The 24,200-nt window shown below is 66.5% G+C and carries 20 protein-coding genes and 1 tRNA gene; 16 read left to right on the top strand and 5 right to left on the bottom strand.

The genetic code is table 11. The features are described 5' to 3' along the window. The first annotated feature begins 87 nt into the window (after positions 1-87). The 5 genes from RR928_RS09315 (at position 88) to RR928_RS09295 (ending at position 5,668) form a co-directional block, all read left to right on the top strand. A complete protein-coding gene (locus RR928_RS09315; RefSeq protein ID WP_332540109.1) occupies positions 88-972 on the top strand; it encodes a DMT family transporter in 885 nt (294 codons plus the stop codon). Positions 973-1,079: 107 nt separating this feature from the next. Then, positions 1,080-1,988, top strand: coding sequence for a sulfurtransferase (locus tag RR928_RS09310; RefSeq protein WP_332682282.1), 909 nt, complete (start codon positions 1,080-1,082; stop codon positions 1,986-1,988). A gap of 325 nt (positions 1,989-2,313) precedes the next feature. Next, positions 2,314-2,640, top strand: coding sequence for a flagellar transcriptional regulator FlhD (gene flhD / locus RR928_RS09305; RefSeq protein WP_159918110.1), 327 nt, complete (start codon positions 2,314-2,316; stop codon positions 2,638-2,640). 42 nt (positions 2,641-2,682) lie between these two features. Next, positions 2,683-3,225, top strand: coding sequence for a flagellar transcriptional regulator FlhC (gene flhC, locus RR928_RS09300; protein ID WP_332540111.1), 543 nt, complete (start codon positions 2,683-2,685; stop codon positions 3,223-3,225). Positions 3,226-3,604: 379 nt separating this feature from the next. Continuing rightward, positions 3,605-5,668 carry a TonB-dependent receptor domain-containing protein gene (locus tag RR928_RS09295; protein WP_332682278.1) on the top strand — a complete coding sequence of 688 codons (2,064 nt, stop codon included), beginning with the start codon at positions 3,605-3,607 and terminating at the stop codon, positions 5,666-5,668. Between the two features lie 44 nt (positions 5,669-5,712). Here the strand turns inward: RR928_RS09295 and yccS are convergent, their stop codons facing one another. Together yccS and ppc are read right to left on the bottom strand one after the other, a co-directional pair. Continuing rightward, on the bottom strand, positions 5,713-7,884 hold the full coding sequence (yccS, locus tag RR928_RS09290; RefSeq protein ID WP_332682276.1) for a YccS family putative transporter: 2,172 nt from the start codon (positions 7,882-7,884) through the stop codon (positions 5,713-5,715). Between the two features lie 54 nt (positions 7,885-7,938). Continuing rightward, positions 7,939-10,776 (bottom strand): phosphoenolpyruvate carboxylase, encoded by a 2,838-nt coding sequence (gene ppc, locus RR928_RS09285; RefSeq protein ID WP_332535654.1) that lies wholly within the window; start codon positions 10,774-10,776, stop codon positions 7,939-7,941. 82 nt (positions 10,777-10,858) lie between these two features. Here ppc and hemC point away from each other — a divergent pair, with 82 nt between their 5' ends. The 10 genes from hemC to galU all read left to right on the top strand — a co-directional run bounded on the left by hemC (position 10,859) and on the right by galU (position 21,999). Then, positions 10,859-11,806, top strand: a complete 948-nt coding sequence (gene hemC, locus RR928_RS09280; RefSeq protein ID WP_332535652.1) for a hydroxymethylbilane synthase — start codon at positions 10,859-10,861, stop codon at positions 11,804-11,806. Positions 11,807-11,821: 15 nt separating this feature from the next. Further along, positions 11,822-12,616 carry a uroporphyrinogen-III synthase gene (locus RR928_RS09275; protein ID WP_332535650.1) on the top strand — a complete coding sequence of 265 codons (795 nt, stop codon included), beginning with the start codon at positions 11,822-11,824 and terminating at the stop codon, positions 12,614-12,616. Further along, positions 12,613-13,710: a uroporphyrinogen-III C-methyltransferase gene (locus RR928_RS09270; RefSeq protein ID WP_332535648.1), complete on the top strand. Its 1,098-nt coding sequence runs from the start codon at positions 12,613-12,615 to the stop codon at positions 13,708-13,710. Before RR928_RS09275 ends, RR928_RS09270 begins: the two co-directional genes overlap by 4 nt. A 21-nt stretch (positions 13,711-13,731) precedes the next feature. Beyond that, positions 13,732-15,009, top strand: a complete 1,278-nt coding sequence (locus RR928_RS09265; RefSeq protein ID WP_332535646.1) for a heme biosynthesis HemY N-terminal domain-containing protein — start codon at positions 13,732-13,734, stop codon at positions 15,007-15,009. Positions 15,010-15,233: 224 nt separating this feature from the next. Beyond that, positions 15,234-15,809 (top strand): cytochrome b, encoded by a 576-nt coding sequence (locus RR928_RS09260; protein ID WP_332549052.1) that lies wholly within the window; start codon positions 15,234-15,236, stop codon positions 15,807-15,809. 61 nt (positions 15,810-15,870) lie between these two features. Continuing rightward, positions 15,871-16,440, top strand: a complete 570-nt coding sequence (locus RR928_RS09255) for a YceI family protein (protein WP_332682273.1) — start codon at positions 15,871-15,873, stop codon at positions 16,438-16,440. 76 nt (positions 16,441-16,516) lie between these two features. Next, positions 16,517-17,092: a YceI family protein gene (locus RR928_RS09250; protein WP_332535641.1), complete on the top strand. Its 576-nt coding sequence runs from the start codon at positions 16,517-16,519 to the stop codon at positions 17,090-17,092. A gap of 263 nt (positions 17,093-17,355) precedes the next feature. Further along, positions 17,356-17,982, top strand: a complete 627-nt coding sequence (locus tag RR928_RS09245) for a VOC family protein (protein WP_332535640.1) — start codon at positions 17,356-17,358, stop codon at positions 17,980-17,982. 145 nt (positions 17,983-18,127) lie between these two features. Then, positions 18,128-21,037, top strand: coding sequence for a valine--tRNA ligase (locus RR928_RS09240; RefSeq protein ID WP_332682270.1), 2,910 nt, complete (start codon positions 18,128-18,130; stop codon positions 21,035-21,037). A 71-nt stretch (positions 21,038-21,108) separates the two neighbouring features. Continuing rightward, positions 21,109-21,999, top strand: coding sequence for a UTP--glucose-1-phosphate uridylyltransferase GalU (gene galU / locus RR928_RS09235; protein ID WP_332535636.1), 891 nt, complete (start codon positions 21,109-21,111; stop codon positions 21,997-21,999). 120 nt (positions 22,000-22,119) lie between these two features. Here galU and RR928_RS09230 read toward each other — a convergent pair whose 3' ends face one another. From RR928_RS09230 to cysM, 3 genes are all read right to left on the bottom strand, one after another. Continuing rightward, entirely contained in the window at positions 22,120-22,347 is a 228-nt protein-coding gene (locus tag RR928_RS09230) for a sulfurtransferase TusA family protein (protein ID WP_332535634.1), read from the bottom strand. Positions 22,348-22,358: 11 nt separating this feature from the next. After that, positions 22,359-22,907, bottom strand: coding sequence for an NUDIX hydrolase (locus RR928_RS09225; protein ID WP_332535632.1), 549 nt, complete (start codon positions 22,905-22,907; stop codon positions 22,359-22,361). Positions 22,908-22,970: 63 nt separating this feature from the next. After that, the gene (gene cysM, locus RR928_RS09220; RefSeq protein WP_332535631.1) at positions 22,971-23,876 is read right to left on the bottom strand and encodes a cysteine synthase CysM; all 906 of its coding nucleotides are present in this window, start codon (positions 23,874-23,876) and stop codon (positions 22,971-22,973) included. Between the two features lie 41 nt (positions 23,877-23,917). Here cysM and RR928_RS09215 point away from each other — a divergent pair. Continuing rightward, a tRNA-Leu gene (locus RR928_RS09215) sits at positions 23,918-24,002 on the top strand. Positions 24,003-24,200: the final 198 nt, after the last annotated feature.

The raw sequence follows: 24,200 nt of genomic DNA, 5'->3' as shown, positions 1-24,200 counted from the left end.
GCCTGCGCCCTTTGATGACACCCCAGCTGCAACCGCTTGACCCCGCAGGCGTTTGCAGCTTTTTTTTGGATTGCGCTAGTTTTCTGTATGCAAGTTCTCTGGATGGTGCTCGCGGCCTTCTTCTTCGCCACGATGGGCGTGAGCATCAAGTTCGCCGCTGAATACTTCAATACCGCCGAAATCATTTTCTACCGCGGCCTGATCAGCATGGCGCTGCTCTGGGTGCTGGCAAGAAAACAAGGCGTGACGCTGCGCACCAGCCTGCCGGGAATGCATGCCTGGCGCTCGCTGGTCGGCGTGGTTTCGATGGCCGCCTGGTTCTACGCCATCGCCAAGCTGCCGCTGGCCACGGCGATGACGCTCAACTATATGAGCAGCCTGTGGATCGCGGCCTTCATGGTGGGCGGAGCGCTGATGGCCTGGCGGCCCTCGCCGGCCACGCCGCGGCCCGCGCTGCACATGCCGGTGATCGTGAGCCTGCTGGTGGGCTTCGTCGGCGTGGTGCTGATGATGCGCCCGAGCATTGGCGCCGACCAAGGCCTCGCCGGCATCGTCGGACTGATGTCGGGAATGATTTCGGCCGTTGCCTATATGCAAGTGGTCGCGCTGTCGCGCCTGGGCGAGCCCGAGCAGCGCGTGGTGTTCTATTTCTCGGTGGGCTCGGCTGTTGCGGGCGCCGCCGCCATGCTGTTCATCGGCGTTTCCGACTTCCCGGGCTGGCCCGCGCTGTGGCTCATTCCCGTGGGCATTTTCGCCGCCGGCGGCCAGCTGTGCATGACGCGCGCCTACGCCAATGCAACCACGCGCCGCGCGACCCTGGTCGTCGCCAACCTGCAGTATTCAGGCATTGCGTTTGGCGGCGCCTACAGCGTGCTGGTGTTTGGCGACCTGATTCCGCCCATGGGCTGGCTGGGAATGGCACTCATCGTGGGCAGTGGCATCGCGGCCACCGTGCTGCGCGCCAGGAACTGAAGCCCCCCCAGCCGCAGGCCTCCATGGCGGCGCGCGCCGTCGGATAATGGACTGATAGAACACGCCTCCGCGCAGCGGGGGTTCTGATTGTCTGCCGAGGAGCGCTGATGTCCAAGACCACCTACACCACCCTCATTTCCCCCGAACAGCTCGATGCGCTGCAGCTCAGCGGCCAGCCGTGCATGGTGTTCGACTGCAGTTTCGACCTGGGAAAACCCAGTCTCGGCCGCCAGCAGTACGAGCAGGCGCACATTCCCGGCGCGGTCTTTGCCGACCTGGACCACGATCTGAGCGCCAAGCACGGCATGCCCAGCAGCGACGGCTCGGTCGCGGTCTCGCAGGCCGACCAGCCCGCCTCGGGCGGGCGCCACCCGCTGCCCAGCCGCGAGCGCTTCTCGGTCTGGCTGTCGAGCGTGGGCTTTTCCAACGACATGCAGGCCGTGGTCTATGACCGCAACGGCGCCAACTACTGCGGCCGGCTCTGGTGGATGCTCAAATGGGCCGGCCATGACGCCGTGGCGGTGCTCGACGGCGGCCTGCAGGCCTGGCAGGCCGCGGGCCAGCCCGTGAACCAGGGCAGCGAACCCAGCCACTTCCAGACCAGCTTCACGCTGCAGCCGCCGCTGCGCCGCCTGATCAGCGCGCGCGAAGTGCTTGCCGGCCTGGGCTCGCCGGCGCAGACGGTGATCGATGCGCGCGCCGGTGCGCGCTATCGCGGCGAAGTCGAGCCGCTGGACCCGGTGGCCGGCCATATTCCGGGCGCGCTCAACCGCCCGTTCAGCGAGAACCTCGCGGCCGACGGGCGCTTCAAGCCGCGCGAACTGCTGCGCGCCGAATTCCAGCAGCTGCTGGGCGAGCGCCCGGCCGATAGCGTGGTGCACCAGTGCGGCAGCGGCGTCAGCGCCCTGCCCAACCTGCTGGCGATGGAAGTCGCTGGCCTGGGCCAGACCGCGCTGTTCGCCGGCAGCTGGAGCGAATGGTGCGCAGACGCCAGCCGGCCCGTGGAACGCGGGTGATATGACAGATTCGCGCATGGTTCGAAAAAACCACAGCTGCGCGAATTAATTGGTTACAGGATTTGCGGGATAGGGCCAGGCATCTGGCCTGAGGGCTGGCATTGGCAGCAGGAGATTCAAGAAGCGCAACGCCCATTTTCCAACAGTGCTTGTAGGAATTTGCCTTACAAGCCCCCCGGCCTAACCAGACACGACGCACCTCCCTCACCCGACTTAATTATTGTTTGGCCCTGTTTAACAATCCATTTCAACAGATCGCGACACCACACACCTGCCGGTTTTTGTGCTCTGTTCCCGCTCTGACGCATTTGAAAAGGATTGATCCATGACTAACGAACAACTGCTTGCCGAAATCCGCGAAGCCAACCTCACCTACCTGATGCTGGCCCAAACCATGATTCGCCAGGACAAGGCCGAAGCCGTGTTCCGTCTGGGTCTGAACGAGGAAGCCGCAGACATCCTGACCGCGCTGTCGTCGGCCCAGGTGCTCAAGCTGGCTTCGCGCAACACGCTGCTGTGCAGCTTCCGCGTGGACGACGAACTGGTCTGGAGCTTGCTGACCAACCACTCGTCCAACAAGATCGGCAACGACGCGACGAACACGCTGCACGCCAACATCCTGATGGCCAGCCGCGTTTCCGAAGTGCTCTGAGCACCTCGTCCCCGCCTCATCCTTTCGCGAAAGACCTGCCCCATGTCAGCCCCCACCAAAAGCGTTCTCAACGAATCCAAGCAGATCGAACGCGCTGCAATGCTCATCCAGATGGGCGCGCGCATGCAAGTGCTGGAATCGGAAACCACGCTGTCCTATGAGCGCCTGATCCGCCTGTACAAGGAAATCGCGGGCAAGTCGCCGTCCAAGGGACAGCTGCCCTTCTCGACCGACTGGTTCCTGACATGGCAGGAAAACATCCACAGCTCGCTGTTCCTCAACATCTACGAATACCTGTCCAAGGCCGTGGAGCTGGACACGGCCGAGCAGCTGACCAAGGCCTACCGCCTCTACACCGAACAGATCGAAACCGCAGGCCTCGAAGCACTGCTGTCGTTCACCCGCGCCTGGCGCCTGGTCAAGTTCGTCGATGCCAACATGCTCACGCGCACCGCCTGCTCCTCCTGCAAGGGCCAGTTCGTGACCGAGCCCTACGAGAACGCGCGCCACTACCAATGCGGCCTGTGCAACCCGCCCGCACGTGCAGGCAAGAGCAAGAACGCTGGCGCATTGATGCTGCACTGATCTGCCCCCACTGATTTCCTGCAACGCCCCGATGGCCTGGCCCTCGGGGCGTTGTGCGTTTGGGGCAGCGAAGAACCGGCGTCAAGCACGGGCCGCAGCCGGCAGAAAGGCTGGCCACAAACGCGTGAACCCGGGCACACAAGACGCCAATGGTTCAAGAGTCAGCAAGCGCTGGAAATCCCGTTCGCCCCGAGCCTGTCCCGCCGACCGCATTGCAGGATGAGCGCCCTGCCCTCCCCAGCGGCTGCAACCGCAAACCCGCCGCGCAGCACGCATCACGCCACAAAAATTTACCCAGCCCACAGATTTCTTTACGCCAACCCAATAATCTAAATACAAATTGTTATCATTAGCAATTACATTTAGAGAGGGATTACAGATGCTTCGAGTTTCAATGCGTGGTCCGCTGCCACTGGCCGTTTCGCTGGCCTGCGCCGCCATGGCGGCCCTGCCCGCCCGGGCCCAGACGGCGGATACGCCGGCAGTCCTGTCCAATGTGGTGGTCACGGCCTCGGGCACGGCCGTGGAGATCCGCGAAGCACCCGCGAGCATCAGCGTCATCACGCGCGAGGACATAGAGCGCAAGCCCGTGACCAGCATCGGCGAGCTGCTGTCCACGGTGCCGGGCGTGACCGGCGGGCTGTCGGGCACGGGCGCGCAGTCGAAGATCCGCTTGCGCGGCCTGCCCGAGAAATACACGCTGATCCTGGTGGACGGCAAGCGCCAGGGCAACTCGGCCGCGGTCAACTACCGCGATGACCTGGGCCAGCAGGACCTGGACTGGATATCGCCCGAGATGATAGAGCGCATCGAAGTCGTGCGCGGCCCCATGTCCTCGCTCTACGGCTCGGACGCCATGGGCGGCGTGATCAACATCATCACGCGCAAGATCGCCAAGCGCTGGTCAGGCTCGAGCACGCTCAACTACAGCCGGCCAGAAGACAGCGAGCGTGGCGACACGCGCCAGCTGGGCTTCAACATCAGCGGCCCGCTGTCCGACAGGTTCGGCCTGCGCCTGGGCGGCAACTACACCGAACGCGAATCGGACGAAGGCAACGGCGGCTTTCCCGGCGCCTACCAATCCACGGCGGGCTCGCGTAAGCAGAACTTCAACGCCCTGCTGAACTGGCAGCTCACGCCCGACCAGGTGATAGGCTTTGAAGCCGGCCAGGGCACGCAGCGCGCCACCGGCTCCAACAGGCGCCTGGCCAATGGCAACCAGGCCATCGGGCAATGGGGGCTGAGCAAGCTGGAGCACAGCAACTTCGGCCTGAGCCACGAGGGCCGCTGGGGCGAGGTGCGCTCCAGGCTCAACCTGGTGCACAACAAATACGAAGACAAGAACGACACCATAGGCAACCATTCCAGCGAGACCGCGCTGGACGGCCGCGTGGACCTGCCGCTCAAGCTGCTTGGCTTCGACCAGGCGCTCACACTGGGCGGCCAGTGGAAGCGCGAGCAACTCGACAACCGCGACACCATAGGCCTGGCGCCCATCGACTACACAGGCAATCCGGTGACCGGCTCGGCGCTCAGCGCCAGCACCTGGGCGCTGTTTGGCGAAGACCAGATCTTCCTGCGCGAAAACCTGGCGCTGACGCTGGGCCTGCGCATGGACCACCATGAAAAGTACGGCAACAACTGGAGCCCGCGCGCCTATCTGGTCTACCACCCGCAGCCCGAATGGACGCTGCGCGGCGGCGTCTCGCGCGGCTTTCGCGCGCCGGGCCTGAAGGAAAACTCGCCCAGCGCCGCGACCCAGTCGGGCGGCAACGGCTGCCGCAGCCTGGCGGGAATGGGCTGGACCAGCAACAGCATCAACGGCGACGGCTCGCGCGGCTGCTACATGGCAGGCAACCCCAACCTGCAGCCCGAGACCAGCACCAACTTCGAGCTGGGCACGAGCTGGGACCGCAACGGCTGGTCGCTGGGCGCCACCTACTTCCACACCAACTTCAAGAACAAGATCGACTACCAGCCGCTGGGCCTGTACAACGGCTTCTGGTGGACGCGCATGGCCAACGTCCAGAGCGCGCGCACGCGCGGCCTCGAAGGCACGTTCAACGTGCCGCTGGCGAAGAACCTCGCATGGAACACCAACCTCACCAAGATGCTGGAATCCAAGAACCTGACCACGGGTGCCTCGCTGCTCGCCGTGCCCAAGCTCACGGTGTACTCGTCGCTGCAGTGGCGGCTGCAGGCCGCGTGGAGCGCGGCCCTGAGCCTGCGCCACACGGGCAAGGAACTGGTGACCACGGGCACGGCCACCAGCTTCGCCAAGGCCTACACGACGTTCGACGTTTCGACCAACTACCACGTGAACGACACGCTGACGCTGCGCGCCGGCGTGGTCAACGTCGGCGACAAGCAGACGCGTGACCTTGGCAGCAACTACGACAACGGGGGCCGCACCTACTTCGTGGGCTTGACCGCGCGCTTCTAAGCGCCTTGCCCTTCCCGGTCGGGCGCAGCGGCCGGGCGGGCCCGCTACTGCGGCTCGGCCTGCAGTTGCGCGCAGGCCGCGCGCAGCGGCTCGAGTTGCTGGCACACCAGCACCAGCGGGCTGAACGGATCGGCCAGCGTATCGCTTTGCTGCTCGAGTTCCTGCGCCAGCGCGGCCGCGCGGCCGTCGTCGGCGGGCAGCGTCTGGCGCGCCTTGAGCGCCTGGGCCATCTGCTCGAGGCTGTCGGCCGCGTGGCGCGCGGCCTCGACAGCCAGCGGATGGCTGTCGCTCTGGGCCAGCTTGTCGCGGTGGGCGCCCAGCGCCGAAAGGTAATTGAGCAGCGTGTGCGACAGCAGCAGCAGCTGCATGCCCACGCGCGCATGGCGGCGCACGGCGCGCGGCTCGAGCAGCAGCTGCGACAGCGCGGTGGACAGCGCCGCGTCGGCGTTGTGGGCGTTGCGCCGCGCGAGCCGGTAGTCGAGGTCGTCGTCCTTGCCGCTGGCGTACTGCGACATGATTTCGCGCAGATAGGCCGCGTGCGCCGCAATCGCCTGCGCGACCAGCAGGTGCAGGCGCCGGCCCTGCCAGTCGGGCAGCACCAGCAGCATCGCGGCGGTGGCGATGGCCGCGCCGATCAGCGTATCGAGCAGCCGCGGCCAGATCAGCGCATAGGCGTTGCCCGTGGTCTGGTGAAAGCACAGCAGCACCAGCAGCGTGATGGCCGCCGTCGCCGTCACATAGCGCTGGGTGCGCGTGACAAAGAACAGCACGCCCGCGGCCACGGTGATCAGCGCCTGCGCGGGCAGGCCGGGAAACAGCCGCATCAGCGCCCAGCCCGCGACCAGGCCTATGACCGTGCCCAGAATCCGCTGGGCGACGCGCGCCAGCGTCGCGCCGTAGGTCGGCAGGCAGACGAACAGCGTGGTCAGCAAAATCCAGTAGCCATGCTCGGGGTCGGTGAACTGCATCGCGACAAAGCCCGCGCCCAGCGCCAGCGACAGCCGCAGCGCATGGCGCAGCAGCGGCGCGCTGGGATGCAGCTGGGCGCGAATCCGCGCCCAGGCTTCGGCCAGCGTGCGCGGGCGGCGGTTGAACAGGCTGGGGTCGGCCAGCGCCGCGCCCGCCGTGGGATGCGCGGCCGCGGCAATCTGCGCGTCCAGCGTGCTCAGGTTGCGCACCAGCGCGCGCAGCGAACGCAAGGCGTGCTGCCAGGCAGGCTGCTGCCGCGCCGCGAGGTAGTCGATCGCGCCGCGCAGGTCTTCCATCGCGCGCGCGCCTTCGGCGTCGGGCTGGAACGGCGCGCGCAGCCGCAAGGCTTCGGCGAGCTGGCTGCAGGCCGCACCCTGCAGGCTCAGCACGCGCTGGCAACGGTAAAGCACGTCGCTGTGGAACAGCAGCTGCGCCCATTCGTTGTAGCGGTAGTGCGAAGAACTGGCACGCTCGTGGATGTCCTGGGCAATGAAGTACAGGTTCATGTGGCGCAGCATCTCGCCATCGGCAAGCGGCCTGGGGCCCAACCGATTGAACAGGCTTTCCTTGACGATGTTGAGCTGGGCCACGACGCGGCCATTGGTCTGGGCCAGCGCCATGCGCCGGCGCTCGAGATCGACCGCGCGCACCGGCTCGAACAGGCTGGCTTTCAGGCGCAGATAGGCGCCCAGTTGCTCGAACAGCGACGCCAGGTTCTGGCGCACGGGCGCATGCGGAAACAGCGCGCACCAGCCGACCGACAGCAGCCCGTACCAGGCCGCGCCCGCGAGCAGCAGCACCGGCACCGGCCAGGCCCCGGGCGCGGCCGCATGGCCAGCCCCCGGCGCCATGCTGATGGCCGTGTAGAGCGCCAGGATCACCGACGCCGAGGCGATCGCGCGGTAGCGCTCGCCGGCAGCGCCCAGCAGCGTGAACACGAAAGTGAACAGCACCAGCGCCAGCACGAAGCCCAGCGGCTGGCGCAGCAGCGCCTCGACGCTGAAAGCGACCAGCGCAAAGCACAGCAGCGTTGCCGCCAGCGCGCGCGTGCGCCCGCGCCAGCTGTCGTCGGTCTCGGCCAGCGCGCTGACGATGATGCCCAGGAACAGCGCGATCACCTGCGGCAGGCGGTCCTGCCACCAGCACAGCGCCATGACCGCGCCCAGCGCGATGCTGATGCGCAGCCCATACGCCCACGCACCCTGGGCCAGCGCGCGTTGCACGCTTGTTGCAATACCGGATCTCACATCGTCCTTTCGTTCACCCCGACCTGCCAGCAAGCTTCGCGCCCGCAGCGGCGCTCAGCCCGTATTCCGCAGCCCGGCGGCAATGCCGTTGATGGAGATGTGGATGCCGGTCTGCACGCGGTCGTCGCCCTGCCCCGCGCGCCAGCGGCGCACGAGCTCGACCTGCAGATGGTGCAAGGGGTCGATGTAGGGGAAGCGGTGGCGGATGGAGCGCGCCAGCGCGGCGTTGTGCGCCAGGCGCTGCTTGTCGCCGGTGATGCGCGTGAGCGCGTCGGCCGTGCGATGCCACTCGGCCTCTATGGCCTCGAAGATGCGCCGGCGCACGCGCGTGTCGCTGACGAGTTCGCTGTAGCGCGAGGCCAGCGCGAGATCGCTCTTGGCCAGCACCATGTCCATGTTCGACAGCAGCGTGCGAAAGAACGGCCACTGGCGGTACATGCGCTGCAGCAGCGCCATCTGCGCCTTTGCGTCCTTGCCCGGCTGCGCGAGGAAGTCCTGCACCGCCGCGCCGAAGCCGTACCAGCCCGGCAGCGTGAGCCGGCACTGGCCCCAGCTGAAGCCCCAGGGAATCGCGCGCAGGTCTTCGATCTTCTGCGACGGCTTGCGCGAGGCCGGGCGCGAACCGATGTTGAGTTCGGCGATTTCGCGTATCGGCGTGCTGCCGAAGAAATAGGCGGTGAAGCCCGGAGTCTCGTAGACCAGCGAGCGGTAGGCGCCCATGCTGGCCTGCGACAGCTGGGCCGCGGCCGCGAGAAACGCCGGCGTGGCCGACTTGGTCGGCTGCAGCAGCGTGGCCTCGAGCGTGGCCGCGACCAGGGTTTCCAGGTTGCGCCGGCCGATCTCGGGGTTGGCGTACTTCGACGCAATGACTTCGCCCTGCTCGGTCAGGCGGATCTGGCCGCGCACCGTGCCCGGCGGCTGGGCCAGGATGGCCTGGTAGCTCGGACCGCCGCCGCGGCCCACGGTGCCGCCGCGGCCGTGGAACATGCGCAGCCGTATGCCGTGGCTGGCAGCGAGTTCGTCGAACAGCTCGACCAGCGCGATCTCGGCGCGGTACAGCTCCCAGTTGCTGGTGAAGATGCCGCCGTCCTTGTTGCTGTCGCTGTAGCCCAGCATGATGTCCTGCTCGCCGCCCGAACGCTGCACCTGGGCCGCGACGCCGGGCAGCTGGTAGTAGGCGCGCATGATGGGCGCGGCATTGCGCAGGTCTTCTATGGTCTCGAACAGCGGCACGACGATCAGATCGCAGCGGCCGTCGTTGTCGAGCGTGCCCTGCATCAGCCCGACTTCCTTTTGCAGCAGCAATGCTTCGAGCAGATCGCTGACGGTCTCGGTGTGGCTGATGATGTAGTGGCGTATGGCCTGCGTGCCATAGGCCTCGCGCATGCGCCGCGCGGTCTCGAAGATCGCGAGTTCGCTTTCGGTGTGCGCCGAGTACTGCGCGCCCATCACGCGCAGCGGGCGCGCGTCTTCAAGCAGGCGCACCAGCAGCGCCTGCTTGGCGTGCTCCTGCAGGCGGCTGTAGTCGGGCTCCAGCCGCGCCGTCGCCAGCAGCTCGGCAACAACGATCTCGTGCTGGTCGGAGCTTTGGCGCAGATCCACCGTGGCCAGATGGAAACCGAACACCTGCACCGCGCGTATCAGCGGGCGCAGGCGTTGCGCGGCCAGCGGCCCGCCATGGTGGCTGCGCAGCGACTGGTCGATCACCTGCAGATCGGCGAGAAACTCCTCGGCGCGCGCGTAGCCGTTCTGCGGCGCGACCGCATGGCGCGCGGCGTCGCCGCCGGTCAGCGTCTTGAGGCTCGCGGCCAGGCGCGCATAGATGCCGGTCAGCGCGCGGCGATAAGGCTCGTCCTGGCGGTGCACATTGGTGTCGGGCGAGCGCTCGGCCAGCGCCTGCATCTCGGGCGTGAGCTGCACCAGATGGGCCGACAGCGACAGCTCGCCGCCCAGGTAGTGGACTTCGGTCAGGTAATGGCGCAGCGCGACTTCGGCCTGGCGGCGCAGCGCCAGTTGCAGGCTGTCGGCCGTGACGTTGGGATTGCCGTCGCGGTCGCCGCCTATCCACTGGCCCATGCGCAGAAAGCTCGCCACGGGCAGGTCGCCGAGCTCCTCTTCGAGCTCGGCATAGAGCTTGGGAATCTCGCGCAGGAACGTGGCTTCGTAATAGGTCAGCGCGTTCTCGATCTCATCGGCCACGGTGAGCTTGGAGCGGCGCAGCAGCCGCGTCTGCCACAGCTGGGCGACGCGCGCGCGCAGCTGGGCCTCGTTGTCGGCCAGTGCACGCGGCGTGAGCGCGTCCTTGGCGCTGTTGTAGAGCTGGGCGCGCTCGCTGACGTCATCGCGCGTGGCGAGCAGTTGGGCGATGTCGCGCTCGGCCGACAGAATGCTGTGGCGCTGCACTTCGGTCGGATGGGCCGTGAGCACGGGCGCGACATAGCTTTGCGCCAGCGTCTCGGCAATGGTGCCGGGCGCGATGCCGGCCCAGCGCAGCCGCGCCAGCGCCACGCCAATGCTGCCTTCCTGCGTGTTGCCCGCGCGCTCGTGCAGCGCGCGCCGGCGGATATGGTGGCGGTCCTCGGCCAGGTTGGCCAGATGGCTGAAATAGGTGAATGCGCGGATCACGCTCACGGTCTGGTCGGCACTCAGGCTCTTGAGCAGCTTCTTGAGCTGGCGGTCGGCGTCGTGGTCGGCATCGCGGCGGAACGCCACCGACAGCTGGCGCACCTGCTCCACGAGCTCGTAGGCGGCAACGCCGTCCTGCTCGCGAATCACATCGCCGAGAATCCGGCCCAAAAGGCGGATGTCCTCGATCAGCGGCCCGTCTTTGTCTGTCTTGCGGCCGTTCTTTCCGGCGGAGAGGTCGTCATTCTTGCGAGAAGGGTGGGTCATGGTGGATATTTCCTGAGCCAAAACGAGTGCAGCGCAGCATGCTAGCATTCCCCGTTGCCCTGAGGCCGATGCCGTCGATGCCATGAACACCGCTACTTCCCCCGATACCCCCCTTGTGATCGCCACGCGCGAAAGCCGCCTGGCCCTGTGGCAGGCCGAGCATGTGCAGGCCAGGCTGCAGGCCCTGGGCCATGCGGTGGAGTTGCTGGGCATGACCACCAAGGGCGATCAGATTCTCGACCGCTCGCTGTCCAAGGTGGGCGGCAAGGGCCTGTTCGTCAAGGAACTCGAGGTCGCGCTCGAGGAAGGCCGCGCCCATATCGCCGTGCATTCGCTCAAGGACGTTCCCATGGAGCTGCCCGAAGGCTTTGTGCTGGCCTGCGTGATGGAGCGCGAAGACCCGCGCGATGCCTTCGTGTCGCCGAACTACGCCTCGCTTGCCGACCTGCCCCAGGGCGCGAACGTCGGCACCTCGAGCCTGCGCCGCCAGGTGCTGCTGCAGGCGCTGCGCCCCGACCTGAAGATCACGCCGCTGCGCGGCAACCTCGACACGCGGCTGCGCAAGCTCGATGAAGGCCATTACGACGGCATCGTGCTCGCGGCCGCCGGCCTCAAGCGCCTGGGCCTCGAAGCGCGCATCCGCAGCTGCTTTGCGATTGAAGACATGCTGCCCGCGGCCGGCCAGGGCGCGCTCGGCATCGAAGTGCGCGCCGAGCGCGCCGACCTGATCGCCGCGCTCGCACCGCTGAGCCACCAGCCCACCTGGCTGGGCGTCGCGGCCGAGCGCGCGGTCAGCCGCGCGATGGGCGGCAGCTGCTCCATGCCGCTGGCCGCGCACGGCATCTGGCATGGCGACGAGCTGCATCTGCAGGCCGCCTGGGGCGATCTCGACGGCCAGCTCGCGCTGGTCCAGGTCGACGACCACGCCGTGGTCACCACACATGCGCAGGCCGAAGCGCTGGGCGAAGCCGTCGCGGCCCAGCTGCGCGCCGCCGGCGCGCGCACGGCCCTGCCCGGCAGCGGCGACTGAGCCGCGAGCGCATCCATGCGCCCGGCCCGCATCCTCGTCACCCGCCCCGCGCCCGATGCCCAGCATTGGGCCGGCTTGCTGCAGGCGCGCGGCCTGAACGCCGTGGCGCTGCCGCTGATCGACATCGTCGCCTGCACGCCCGCGGCCGCGCAACTGGAACAGGCGCGGCGCGACTGCGCCACGCCCGGCCACTACCGCGCCGTGATGTTCGTCAGCGGCAATGCGGTGCAGTTCTTTTTCGACCCGTGCGCGCCCACGCGCATTGCAGCGCCCACGCGCGCGTGGTCGCCGGGCCCGGGCACGGCCAGGGCGCTGCAGGCCGCGGGCGTGCCCGTGCAGCAGATCGACGGCCCGCCGGCGGACGCCGCGCAATTCGACTCCGAATCGCTGTGGCCCGAAGTGCGCGCGCAGATCCTGCCCGCAGACCGCGTGCTGATCGTGCGCGGCAGCCAGGGCCAGGCGGCGGCCGCCAACGGCCAGGGCCGCGAGTGGCTTGCCGACCAGCTGCGCCAGGCCGGTGCCACGCTCGAGTTCATCGCCGTCTACCAGCGCCGCGCGCCGCAACTCGCGCCATCGGAGCAGGCGCTGGCACGCGAAGCCGCGCAAGACGGCACGCTGTGGCTGTTCAGCAGTTCCGAGGCCGTTGCTAATTTACAACAAATCTTGCCCGACACAGACTGGCAGCAGGCGCGCGCTCTTGCCACCCACCCGCGCATCGCTGCCGCCGCACGCCGCGCGGGCTTTGGCCATGTACAGGAATGCCGGCCTTCGCTAAATGACGTGGCGGCCTCGATAGAATCAGCACCATGAGCACAGAAGCCGTCCACGACCAGCCAACCTCTGGGCCCCATGCGGCCCAGGGCCTTGCCGCACCCGCAGCGCGCCCTTCCTCGCCGCTGGCCCTGTACCTGCTGGGTACGGTCGCCGTGGTGGCGCTGGTCGGCAGCGGCATGCTGTGGCAGCGCATGAGCAGCATCCAGGAACAGCTTGCCCGCCAGAGCGCCGATTCCGGCACCCAGGCCATCGAGGCGCGCACCATGGCGCGCGATGCGCAAGATCTGGCGCGCGACAGCGCGGCGCGCATTTCGGTCATGGAAGCACGCGTAGGCGAAGTCGCGCTGCAGCGCAGCCAGCTGGAAGAACTGGTGCAAAGCCTTTCGCGCACGCGCGACGACACGCTGATTGTCGATATCGACACCGCGGTCCGCATGGCCCAGCAGCAGTCGCAGCTGACCGGCAGCCTCGATCCGCTGGTCGCCACCTTGCGCAGCGCGAGCCAGCGCATAGAGCGCACGGCACAGGCACGTCTGACGCCCGTGCAGCGCGCCATAGAGCGCGACCTCGAATCCATTTCTCGCCTTGCGGTGACCGACACCGCGGGCCTGCTCGCGCGGCTCGACGACCTGTCGCGCGGCGTCGACGACCTGCCGCTGACGAATGCCGTCGCCAAGCCCAGCGCCGTGCGCGGTGGCGCACCCGCGCCCGTGCCCGCGACGCCCGAAGATCCCGCGCTGTCGGCAGCCGACTGGGCCTGGTGGCAGGCCTGGGGGGGACGCGCCTGGAACGTGGTGCGCGCGGAAATCTACGATCTGGTGCGCGTGAGCCGCATTGACCAGCCCGAAGCCGTGCTGCTGTCGCCCGACCAGGGTTTCTTCCTGCGTGAAAACCTCAAGCTGACGCTGCTCAACGCGCGCCTGGGCGTGCTCGCGCGCCAGTACGACGCCGCGCGCAACGACCTGGTCTCGGCGAGCGTCGCCATGGGCAAGTATTTCGATCCGGCGTCGCGCCGCACGCGCAACGCCCAGGCGCTGCTGGAGCAGATCCAGCTGCACCTCAAGAGCAACGAGCAACCCTCACTGGACGAAACCCTGGCCGCGCTGGCAACAGCCGCTGCCGGGCGCTAGTCCGTACGACGAGGAATATCCATGCGCGCTGCACTTTGGTTCATCGGCCTGTTTGGCATCGCTGTCGCGGTGGCCTTGTTCGTGGGCAACAACCAGGGCACGGTCACCCTGTTCTGGCCGCCCTATCGCATCGACCTGTCGCTCAACATGGTGTTGCTGCTGCTGGTCGCATCCTTCTTTCTGTGCCATGCGGCGCTGCGCGGGCTGTCGGTGCTCACCCAGCTGCCCCGCCAGGCGCGGCGCTGGCGCGAGCAGCAAAAGGAGCGCGCCATGCACCACGCGCTGCTCGACGCGCTGTCGCACCTGCAGGCCGGACGCTTCCTGCGCGCGCGCAAGTCCGCGCTGTCGGCGCTCGCGCTGGAGGAATCGCTGTCCACGGCCCTGGCCGACGTGCCGCACGGCCGCCAGCTGCGCGCCACGGCCCACATGGTCGCAGCCGAAGGCTCGCATGCGCTGCAGGACACGCCGCAGCGCGAAATCCATCTGGCGCAGGTGCTCGAATGCGCGCCGCACGACGGCACGGCCGTCGAGCAGGAGACCCGCGAAGGCGCGCAGATGCGCGCCGCGCGCTGGGCACTCGACGACCGCGACGCGCTGCTGGCGCTCGAACGCCTCGCGGCCCTGCCCCAGGGCGCGAGCCGGCGCACGCTGGCGCTGCGCATCAAGCTCAAGGCCGCGCGCCTCGCTCGCCATACCGAAAATGCGCTGGAAACCGCGCGCATGCTCGCCAAGCACCGCGCGTTCTCGCCTGCGGCCTCGGCCAGCATCGTGCGCGGACTGGTGCTCGAGCTGATCAATGACGCGCGCGACACCGGCCGCCTGCAGCAACTCTGGCTGGACCTGGACCCCGACGAGCGCGCCATGCCCGAGATCGCGATTCCCGCGGCGCGCCAGCTGGTGCGCCTGGGCGGCGACCTGTCGCAGGCGCGCGCCTGGCTGCTGCCGGTCTGGGAATATGCGACCGCGCGCATGGATGTGCTCAGTGAGAGCCAGATGCAGACGCTGGTGCTGGCACTGCAGGATTGCCTCGACGGCCTCGACAGCCAGTGGCTGGCGCGCATCGAGACCGCAAGCCGCAACAACCCGCGCGAGCCGCGGCTGCAATACCTTGCCGGCATGGCCTGCGTGCAGCGCCAGCTGTGGGGCAAGGCCCAGCAGCAGCTGACCCAGTGCGCACCGCAGCTGGGCCCGGGACCGCTGCGCGTGCACGCCTGGCAGCAGCTCGCGCGCATGGCCGAGCACCGCAACGACAGCGAAGCCGCGGCCGCGGCGTGGAAGCAGGCAGCGCTGGGGATTTGAGCCGCAGCATTCACCCCGACGCGCCGGCCGCGCTCGGGGTGGGCTCCAGAGAAATCCGGCTTCGACCAGCTCAGCCCGAACGGGTTGAGCCCGCCAGAATCGCTCGACTTCATCTTTTTTGAATTGAGCCATCAATCTCACTGAACTCTTTTCATTCCAACGCTTCCTATACTGGGAAAAACATGCCAGCCGGCATGTGACGGACAGTCCGCCAATTCCCAGCCATGTCTTCAAAACCAATAACAACCCACGCTCCCGCCCGCTATACCGCCACCGCCAAGCTGCTGCATTGGATTCTGGCGCTGGCCTTGATCGCCGCCATCGGCATAGGCCTGTACATGGTCAGCCTGTCGTTCTCGCCCCAGCGGCTCAAGCTCTACAACTGGCACAAGTGGCTGGGCGTGTCCATCCTGGCGCTGAGCCTGCTGCGGCTGGGCTGGCGCCTGGCCAACAGGCCGCCCGCGCTGCCCGCGGCCATGGCGGCCAAGATGCCCGCCTGGCAGCACAAGGCCCACCACGGCACGCACCATGCGCTCTACGCGCTGTTCTTCCTGGTTCCGCTGCTGGGCTGGGCGTATAGCTCGGCGGCAGGCTTTCCCATCGTGTTCCTGGGCCTGGTGCAGCTGCCCGACTGGGTGCCCGTGAGCCCCGCGCTGGCCGAAACCATCAAGCCGCTGCACCAGTGGAGCGCCTATGCGCTGGCCGGCCTGATCGTGCTGCACATTGCCGCGGCGCTCAAGCACCAGCTCATCGACCGCGACGGCCTGCTGCTGCGCATGCTGCCCGAGCGCCGCGGCTGAATCCAGCACCCGTACCTGCACCCACTTTCTGCCTTGATTCTTTGAATATCCGGAGTTTTTCATGACCTTGCGTACCCTGGTTTCCTCCATCGCCCTGGCCGGCGCCGTGCTCTCGCCCGCCGCCTTTGCCCAGCAAAAGCTCGTGCCCGCCCAAAGCTCGGTGGGCTTCACCATCAAGCAGATGGGCGTGCCGCTGCAAGGCCAGTTCAAGCAGTTCGACGCCAATGTGCAGTTCGACACCGCCAAGCCCGAAACCAGCAAGATCCAGTTCACCGTCAACACCGGCAGCGCCACCATGGGCTCCAAGGAAACGGACGCCGAACTGCCCAAGGCCACCTGGTTCAACGTGCCCGCGTTTCCCCAGGCACGCTTCGAGTCCACGGCCGTCAAGGCATTGGGCAGCGGCAAGTACCAGGTCGACGGCAAGCTGAGCATCAAGGGCCAGTCGCAGAACGTGAGCGTGCCCGTCACGCTGACGCAGACCGGTGCCACCACCATTGCCGCCGGCACGCTGCCGATCAAGCGCCTGACGTTCAAGATCGGCGAAGGCGAATGGACCGACACCTCGATGGTCGCCGATGATGTGCAGGTCACGTTCAAGCTCGCGCTGACCGGCGTCGGCAAGCTCTGACCCTTTTCCCGCGCCCTGGCTGCGGCCAGGACATGATTTTTTGTCTCGCTACCCCTTTTCACTCAGGAGTTTTTACATGCGCACCACGCTTTTCGCTCTCGCCGCCGCCGGCCTGTTCGCTTCCGCTGCCCAGGCCGCTCCCGCGACCTACGCCATCGACCCGACCCACACTTTCGCGACGTTCGAGATCGACCACATGGGCGCGACCACCAACCGCGCGCGCTTCGACAAGAAGCAGGGCACGGTGGAATTCGACCGCGAAGGCAAGAGCGGCAAGGTCGAAGTGACGCTGGACATGACGTCGGTGAACTCGGGCACGCCCAACTTCGACAAGCACCTGCAAAGCGCCGACATCTTCAATGTCGCCAAGTTCCCTACCGCCAAGTTCGTTTCCGACAAGTTCGTGTTCGACGGCGACAAGGTCAAGGAAGTCACGGGCCAGCTGACGCTGCTCGACAAGACCCAGCCCGTGACCTTCAAGGCCAACAAGTTCAACTGCTACCCCAGCCCCATGCTGCAAAAGCGTGAAGTCTGCGGCGGCGACTTCGAAGCCACGATAGACCGCACAGCCTTCGGCCTGGACTACGGCGTGAACTTCGGCGCGGCCAAGCAAGTGCGCCTGGTGCTGCAGATCGAAGCCGTCAAGCAGTAATTAGCCCCCCTGAGCGGCTGGCGCCGCTTCCCCCAGGGGACGGCACCATCGCTGCGGGGCGGCCCTTGCTCGGTGCCCCCATGCTGGGGTGCGCCAGTTTCATAGGCTGTGGCCATCGCTATGAATCACTGACGGGCCGCCACCACCGGCACTTCGCAAGAGGTGTCGGTTTTTTTTCGCCTTCGGCGCGCGCTCGAAAGAAAAAAGATTACGTTTAGGTGAATTGATTTAAAATAGAGCAACTCACTATTTCAGGAGATTCCATGGCTGCCCTCTCGCCCCTGTCCGCGCTGCCGCCCGCCGCGCCCATCCAGCAGCTGCATCACTTCGCCTACAAGGCGCGTGACGCCGAGGAAACGCGCCACTTCTACGAAGACATCCTGGGCCTGCCGCTCTATCACATCATCCAGAGCGACTATGTGCCCAGCACGGGCGAGTACTGCCCCTACACCCACTTCTTCTTCCGCCTGCAGGACGGCTCGTTCATCGCGTTCTTCGACCTGGGCGACGACCTCGCGGCCGAGCCTTCGCCCAACACGCCCGCCTGGGTCAACCACATCGCATTCCGCGTCGACACCGTCGAGGAACTCGAGAACGCCAAGGTGCGGCTGCAGGCCCATGGCGTCGAAGTGCTGGGCGTGACCGACCACCACATCTTCAAGAGCATCTACTTCTTCGACCCCAACGGCATACGCCTGGAGCTTTCCGCGCAGCTCGCCGATGCGGTGCAGATGGCCAAGGAAAGCACCACCGCCCATGCGCGCCTGGCCGAATGGACCGAGCGCAAGAAGCAGTGGCGCAGCGAGCGCGCAGCCGGCAAGGCCGCCGAACCGCTCAAGCCCCAAGGCAACGACCGCCCCGAATTCGTGCCGCAAAAGAGCCAGGCCTGAGGGCTTTGCGACGGATATTGGCCGCGGCGCGCCCGCAGACCGGCAGGGTCGGTAAAATCAACGCAAATCCGTCATCTACTAACCCCTGTGGACGGCATCTTCCCCCTTCGATGGGGGCGATGCCGTTTGCATTGGCACCCCCTCCATGAGCGACTCCATTGCACAGCCGGGCCTCGACAGCCTCTCCAAATCCTTTGAACCCGCGGCCCTCGAAGCCCATTGGGGACCCGAATGGGAAAAGCGCGGCTACGGCGCGGGCGGCGTGCGCGGCACGGGCAAGGCCGACGCCGCCCAGCCTTCGTTCTCCATCCAGCTGCCGCCGCCCAATGTGACCGGCACGCTGCACATGGGCCATGCGTTCAACCAGACCATCATGGATTCCCTCACGCGCTACCACCGCATGAAGGGCTTCAACACCACCTGGGTGCCGGGCACCGACCACGCGGGCATTGCCACGCAGATCGTCGTCGAGCGCCAGCTGCAGGAGCAGGGCATCAGCCGCCACGACATGGGCTCCACGCCCATCGAAGCGCGCAAGAACTTCGTCAGCAAGATCTGGGAGTGGAAGGAACAGTCGGGCAACACCATCACCACGCAGATGCGCCGCATGGGCGACAGCGTGGACTGGCAGCGCGAATACTTCACCATGGACCCCAAGCTGTCCACGGTGGTCAACGAGACCTTCGTGCGCCTCTATGAGCAAGGCCTGATCTACCGCGGCAAGCGCCTGGTGAACTGGGACCCCAAGCTGCAGTCCGCGGTCTCCGATCTCGAAGTCGAGAGCGAGGAAAAGGATGGCTGGCTGTGGCACATCGCCTATCCGCTGAGCGACGGCTCGGGCCAGCTCGTGGTCGCGACCACACGCCCTGAAACCATGCTCGGCGACACGGCCGTGATGGTCCACCCCGAAGACGAACGCTATGCGCACCTGATCGGCAAGACCGTGACGCTGCCGCTGGTGGGCCGCGAGATTCCGGTCATTGCCGACGACTATGTAGACAAGGAATTCGGCACCGGCGTGGTCAAGGTCACGCCCGCGCACGATCCCAACGATTACCAGGTCGGCCAGCGCCACAACCTGCCGATGATCGTGGTGCTGACGCTGCAGGCCACCGTCAGCGACGAAGCGCCCGAGAAGTACCGCGGCATGGACCGCTTCGTGGCGCGCAAGGCCATCGTTGCCGACCTCGACGCGCTGGGCCTGCTGGTCGAGACCAAGAAACACAAGCTGATGGTGCCGATCTGCACGCGCACCGGCCAGGTCGTCGAGCCCATGCTCACCGACCAGTGGTTCGTCGCCATGACCAAGGTCGGCGAAGGCGATGCCACGGGCAAGTCGATCACGCAGAAGGCGATCGACGCCGTGGCTTCGGGCGAAGTCAAGTTCGTGCCCGAGAACTGGGTCAACACCTACAACCAGTGGATGAACAACATCCAGGACTGGTGCATCTCGCGCCAGCTCTGGTGGGGCCACCAGATTCCGGCCTGGTATGACGAGGACGGCAACGTGATCGTCGCGCGCGACGAAGCCGAAGCCCAGGCCAAGGCCCCGGGCAAGACGCTGCGCCGCGACGAAGACGTGCTCGACACCTGGTACTCGTCGGCACTGGTGCCGTTCAGCACCATGGGCTGGCCCAACCAGACCGACGCCGCCGACGACGACTTCAACCTCTACCTGCCCTCGTCCGTGCTGGTCACGGGCTACGACATCATTTTCTTCTGGGTCGCCCGGATGATCATGATGACCACGCACTTCACGGGCCGCGTGCCGTTCAAGCATGTCTACATGCACGGCCTGGTGCGCGACGCCCAGGGCAAGAAGATGTCCAAGTCCGAAGGCAATGTGCTGGACCCGGTCGACCTGATCGACGGCATCGATATCGACGCGCTGCTCGACAAGCGCACCGTGGGCCTGCGCAAGCCCGAGACCGCGCCCCAGGTGCGCAAGAACACGCAAAAGGAATTCCCCGAAGGCATTCCCGCCTACGGCGCCGACGCGCTGCGCTTCACCTTTGCCGCGCTGGCCTCGCTGGGCCGCTCGATCAACTTCGACAGCAAGCGCTGCGAAGGCTATCGCAACTTCTGCAACAAGCTCTGGAACGCCAGCCGCTTCGTGCTGATGAACTGCGAAGGCCAGGACTGCGGCCTGCAGGCCCACACCAAGGAGCAATGCCAAAGCGGCGGCGAGTTCGAAGGCTACATGGAGTTCAGCCAGTGCGACCGCTGGATCACCTCGCAGCTGCAGAAGGTCGAGGCCGAGATTGCCAAGGGCTTTGCCGAGTACCGCCTCGACAACGTCGCCAACACGCTCTATGACTTCGTCTGGAACGAGTTCTGCGACTGGTACCTGGAAATCGCCAAGACGCAGATCCAGCACGGCAATGCCGCCCAGCAGCGCGCCACGCGCCGCACGCTGATCCGCACGCTCGAAGCCATCCTGCGCCTGGCCCACCCCATCATTCCGTTCGTCACGGAAGAACTGTGGCAGAAGGTCGCACCGGTTGCCGGCCTGCCCGGCGAGTCGGTGAGCATTGCGCGCTACCCCGAAGCCCAGCCCGAGAAGATCGACGAAGCCGCGATCGCCCATGTGGCGCGCATCAAGTCGATGGTCGACGCCTGCCGCACGCTGCGCGGCGAAATGAACGTCTCGCCCGCACAGCGCGTGCCGCTGTTTGCCGTCGCCGGCAACGCCGAGGAAAGCGCCTTCCTGCGCACCGTGGCGCCCGTGCTGCAGGCGCTGTCCAAGCTCAGCGAAGTCAAGGTGTTCGATGACGAGGCCGCCTGGGCCGCTGCCGCCCAGGCCGCGCCCGTGGCCGTGGTCGGCGACATCCGCCTGTGCCTGTTCATCGAGATCGACATTGCCGCCGAGAAGGTCCGCCTGGCCAAGGAAGCCGCGCGCATCGAAGGCGAGATCGCCCGCGCCAACGTCAAGCTCGGCAACGAAGCTTTCGTCGCCAAGGCGCCGCCGGCCGTGATCGAGCAGGAAAAGAAGCGCGTCGCCGATTTCGGCGCCACGCTCAACCGCCTGCGCGACCAGCTCGCCCGCCTGGGTTGATGCACCGGCCGCCGGGGGCCTGCCCCCGGCGCGCAGTGCACGCCTTTTCCCGCTTCCCGTAGAGAGACTTCATGCCCACTACCACCACCCACGTGCGCAAAGCCGTATTTCCCGTCGCCGGCCTGGGCACGCGCTTCCTGCCCGCGACCAAGGCCTCGCCCAAGGAAATGCTGCCTGTGGTCGACAAGCCCCTGATCCAGTACGCCGTGGAAGAGGCCTATGCCGCCGGCATTCGCCACATGATCTTCGTCACGGGACGCAGCAAGCGCGCGATCGAAGACCATTTCGACACCGCCTACGAGCTCGAGAACGAACTGGAAGCCGCCGGCAAGCAGGAGCTGCTGGAACTGGTGCGCTCCATCCAGCCCGCCGACATGAACTGTGCCTTCGTGCGCCAGCACCGTTCGCTGGGCCTGGGGCATGCGGTGCTGTGCGCCGAAGCGCTGGTCGGCGATGAACCGTTCGCGGTGCTGCTCGCCGACGACCTGATGGTCGGCCCCGAAGGCGGCAAGCCGGTGCTCGCGCAGATGACCGAAGCCTTCCAGAAGCAGGGCCGCTCGCTGCTGGCCGTGCAGGAAGTGCCACTGGACCAGGTCAAGCGCTACGGCATTGTGGCCGGCGAAGCCGCGGGCGGCGCGCTGATGCGCGTGGACCGCATCGTGGAAAAGCCTTCGCCCGAAAACGCGCCCTCGCGCATGGGCGTGGCCGGCCGCTATGTGCTCACGCCGCGCATCTTCCATGAGATCCGCAACCAGCCCCAGGGCGTGGGCGGCGAGATCCAGTTGACCGATGCCATCGAACGCCTGATGGCGCACGAAGCCGTCTATGCGTTCCAGTACCAGGGCAAGCGCTACGACTGCGGCAGCAAGGAAGGCTTTCTGCAGGCCACGGTCGAACTCGCGCTGCAGCACCCGCAGGTGGGCGACGAGTTCCGCGCGTATCTCAAGACGCTGGCGCTTTGATCGCCGGCTCGCCTGGAGCACAGCTTGTTGATCGAGGTGTGAACGCGCAAAACCGTTCGTGGTGAGCTTGTCGAACCATGAACGGCCCGTCCTCCAGACGGGAACGGCCGCGCCGAAGGCTCAGCGCCGGCGCAGTATGTGAATGAACTCGTTGCCCTGCGTCTGCTGCTCGACCAGCTCATTGCCGGTCTGGCGTGCAAACGCCTGGAAGTCGCGCATCGAACCGGTGTCGGTGGCAACCACCTTGAGCAGCTGACCGGTCACCATCTCCGCCAGGGCCTTCTTGGCCTTGAGGATGGGCAGCGGGCAATTGAGGCCGCGGGTATCGATTTCTTTGTGGATGTCCATAGCGCTGCATTTTAAGCCGTCGCGGCATTCTCGTCGCGGCGCCAGAAATCGATGAACTCGGGCTCATGGCCGCGGCTGCGCAGCCAGGTCGCGAGCGCCTGGCCCGTGCCCGCGGGCCAGCACTGCACCTTCTCGGGCGCAACCAGTCGGTACTCAAGCAGCTCGGGCGACAGCTGCACCTGCCCCGTGGCCTCCACATGGTAGGCAATGATCACCTGGTTCATGCGCAGGAACTCGTAGGCGCCGATCAGCTGCTGCGACTGCACCACCAGACCGGTTTCCTCCAGCACTTCGCGCGCAATGCCCTGCTCGGGCGATTCGCCGGCTTCCATGAAGCCGGTGATCAGCCCGAAGACCTTCTCGGGCCAGGCGGCGTTGCGCGCCAGCAGCACCCGGCCCTCGTGCTCGACGATGGCCGCGAGCACGGGCGTGGGGTTGTTCCAATGCGTCCAGCCGCAGGCCGGGCAGCGCAGGCGCTGCACGTCGCCGCCGTCTTCGGCAACGGTGAGCCACTGCAGCGGGGTGGCGCAATGGCTGCAAAACCGGGTTTCATACTGCATGCGCAGATCCTTGAACAGAACGCGAAACGCTGCCAGCGCAGCAAAGCCCGGCAGGCCGCCGGATCAGGCCGGGAAGACGCCGGTGGACAGGTAGCGATCGCCGCGATCGCAGACCACGAACACGATGGTCGCGTTTTTCTCGCGCTTGGCAATCTCCTGCGCGACCCAGCAGGCACCGGCCGCCGAGATGCCGGCAAAAATGCCTTCCTCGCGCGCCAGCCGGCGGCACAGGTCTTCGGCATCATCCTGGCTCACCGACACCGTTTCATCGACCAGCGAAGCGTCGTAGATCTTGGGCATGTATTCCTCGGGCCACTTGCGTATGCCGGGAATGCGCGAACCTTCCTGGGGCTGGGCGCCGATGATGCGGATCGCGGGATTCTTTTCCTTGAGGTACCTGGCCACGCCGGTGATGGTGCCGGTCGTGCCCATGGCGCTGACGAAATGGGTGATCTCGCCTCCGGTCTGCTCCCACAGCTCGGGGCCCGTGGTCTCGTAGTGCGAGCGCGGGTTGTCGGGGTTGGCGAACTGGTCGAGGATGCGGCCCTTGCCCTGCACCACCATCTGGTCGGCCAGATCGCGCGCGTATTCCATGCCGCCGCTCTTGGGCGTGAGGATCAGCTCGGCGCCATAGGCCTTCATGGTCTGGGCGCGCTCGACCGACAGGTCTTCGGGCATGACCAGCACCATGCGATAGCCCTTGATCGCCGCAGCCATGGCCAGCGCAATCCCGGTATTGCCCGAAGTCGCCTCGATCAGCGTATCGCCGGGCTTGATCTCACCGCGCTCCTCCGCGCGGCGGATCATCGACACCGCCGGCCGGTCCTTGACCGAACCCGCCGGATTGTTGCCCTCCAGCTTGCCAAGAACCACGTTGCCGCGCTCCTTGTTGTCCTCAGCGCCAATACGTTGCAGCGCAACCAGGGGCGTCTGGCCGATTGCGTCTTCGATGGTCAAATACGTTTTCATAAGCCTCAAATGTGCCATAATTCGCGTCTGCACAAATTCAAGCCCGGGTGGTGAAATTGGTAGACGCAGGGGACTCAAAATCCCCCACCGAAAGGTGTGCCGGTTCGATTCCGGCCCCGGGCACCAAACGCAAAAAGCCGTTAAGTTTCAATGACTTAGCGGCTTTTTTCATGGTCTTTTCTGCCTGCGCAGCGGAGAGACATAGGCGCAAAATCTCCAAATGCCCACCTTGAGGGAATGGAAAAACGGGCCTGCACACCGCATGCGTGCCCCCCCTGCAAAGACCGCTGTACCTTCGCCTTTCAACGCCCGCCCGCGCCGCGC

The sequence above is a fragment of the Comamonas sp. genome, assembly GCF_036666375.1.
Classification (GTDB): Bacteria; Pseudomonadota; Gammaproteobacteria; order Burkholderiales; family Burkholderiaceae_C; genus Comamonas.
The sequence above is the reverse complement of the archived record's forward strand: the minus strand, read 5'-3'. Positions and strand labels throughout refer to the sequence as shown.

Excerpts from the sequence above, each read along its gene's own strand:
- RR928_RS09240 (WP_332682270.1), top strand. The coding sequence starts at position 18,128 with ATGAGCGACTCCATTGCACAGCCGGGCCTCGACAGCCTCTCCAAATCC.
- flhC (WP_332540111.1), top strand. The coding sequence starts at position 2,683 with ATGTCAGCCCCCACCAAAAGCGTTCTCAACGAATCCAAGCAGATCGAA.
- hemC (WP_332535652.1), top strand. The coding sequence starts at position 10,859 with ATGAACACCGCTACTTCCCCCGATACCCCCCTTGTGATCGCCACGCGC.
- RR928_RS09245 (WP_332535640.1), top strand. The coding sequence starts at position 17,356 with ATGGCTGCCCTCTCGCCCCTGTCCGCGCTGCCGCCCGCCGCGCCCATC.
- RR928_RS09265 (WP_332535646.1), top strand. The coding sequence starts at position 13,732 with ATGCGCGCTGCACTTTGGTTCATCGGCCTGTTTGGCATCGCTGTCGCG.
- RR928_RS09270 (WP_332535648.1), top strand. The coding sequence starts at position 12,613 with ATGAGCACAGAAGCCGTCCACGACCAGCCAACCTCTGGGCCCCATGCG.
- RR928_RS09255 (WP_332682273.1), top strand. The coding sequence starts at position 15,871 with ATGACCTTGCGTACCCTGGTTTCCTCCATCGCCCTGGCCGGCGCCGTG.
- RR928_RS09275 (WP_332535650.1), top strand. The coding sequence starts at position 11,822 with ATGCGCCCGGCCCGCATCCTCGTCACCCGCCCCGCGCCCGATGCCCAG.
- RR928_RS09310 (WP_332682282.1), top strand. The coding sequence starts at position 1,080 with ATGTCCAAGACCACCTACACCACCCTCATTTCCCCCGAACAGCTCGAT.
- flhD (WP_159918110.1), top strand. The coding sequence starts at position 2,314 with ATGACTAACGAACAACTGCTTGCCGAAATCCGCGAAGCCAACCTCACC.
- RR928_RS09315 (WP_332540109.1), top strand. The coding sequence starts at position 88 with ATGCAAGTTCTCTGGATGGTGCTCGCGGCCTTCTTCTTCGCCACGATG.
- cysM (WP_332535631.1), bottom strand. The coding sequence starts at position 23,876 with ATGAAAACGTATTTGACCATCGAAGACGCAATCGGCCAGACGCCCCTG.
- ppc (WP_332535654.1), bottom strand. The coding sequence starts at position 10,776 with ATGACCCACCCTTCTCGCAAGAATGACGACCTCTCCGCCGGAAAGAAC.
- RR928_RS09225 (WP_332535632.1), bottom strand. The coding sequence starts at position 22,907 with ATGCAGTATGAAACCCGGTTTTGCAGCCATTGCGCCACCCCGCTGCAG.
- RR928_RS09250 (WP_332535641.1), top strand. The coding sequence starts at position 16,517 with ATGCGCACCACGCTTTTCGCTCTCGCCGCCGCCGGCCTGTTCGCTTCC.
- RR928_RS09260 (WP_332549052.1), top strand. The coding sequence starts at position 15,234 with ATGTCTTCAAAACCAATAACAACCCACGCTCCCGCCCGCTATACCGCC.
- galU (WP_332535636.1), top strand. The coding sequence starts at position 21,109 with ATGCCCACTACCACCACCCACGTGCGCAAAGCCGTATTTCCCGTCGCC.
- RR928_RS09295 (WP_332682278.1), top strand. The coding sequence starts at position 3,605 with ATGCTTCGAGTTTCAATGCGTGGTCCGCTGCCACTGGCCGTTTCGCTG.
- RR928_RS09230 (WP_332535634.1), bottom strand. The coding sequence starts at position 22,347 with ATGGACATCCACAAAGAAATCGATACCCGCGGCCTCAATTGCCCGCTG.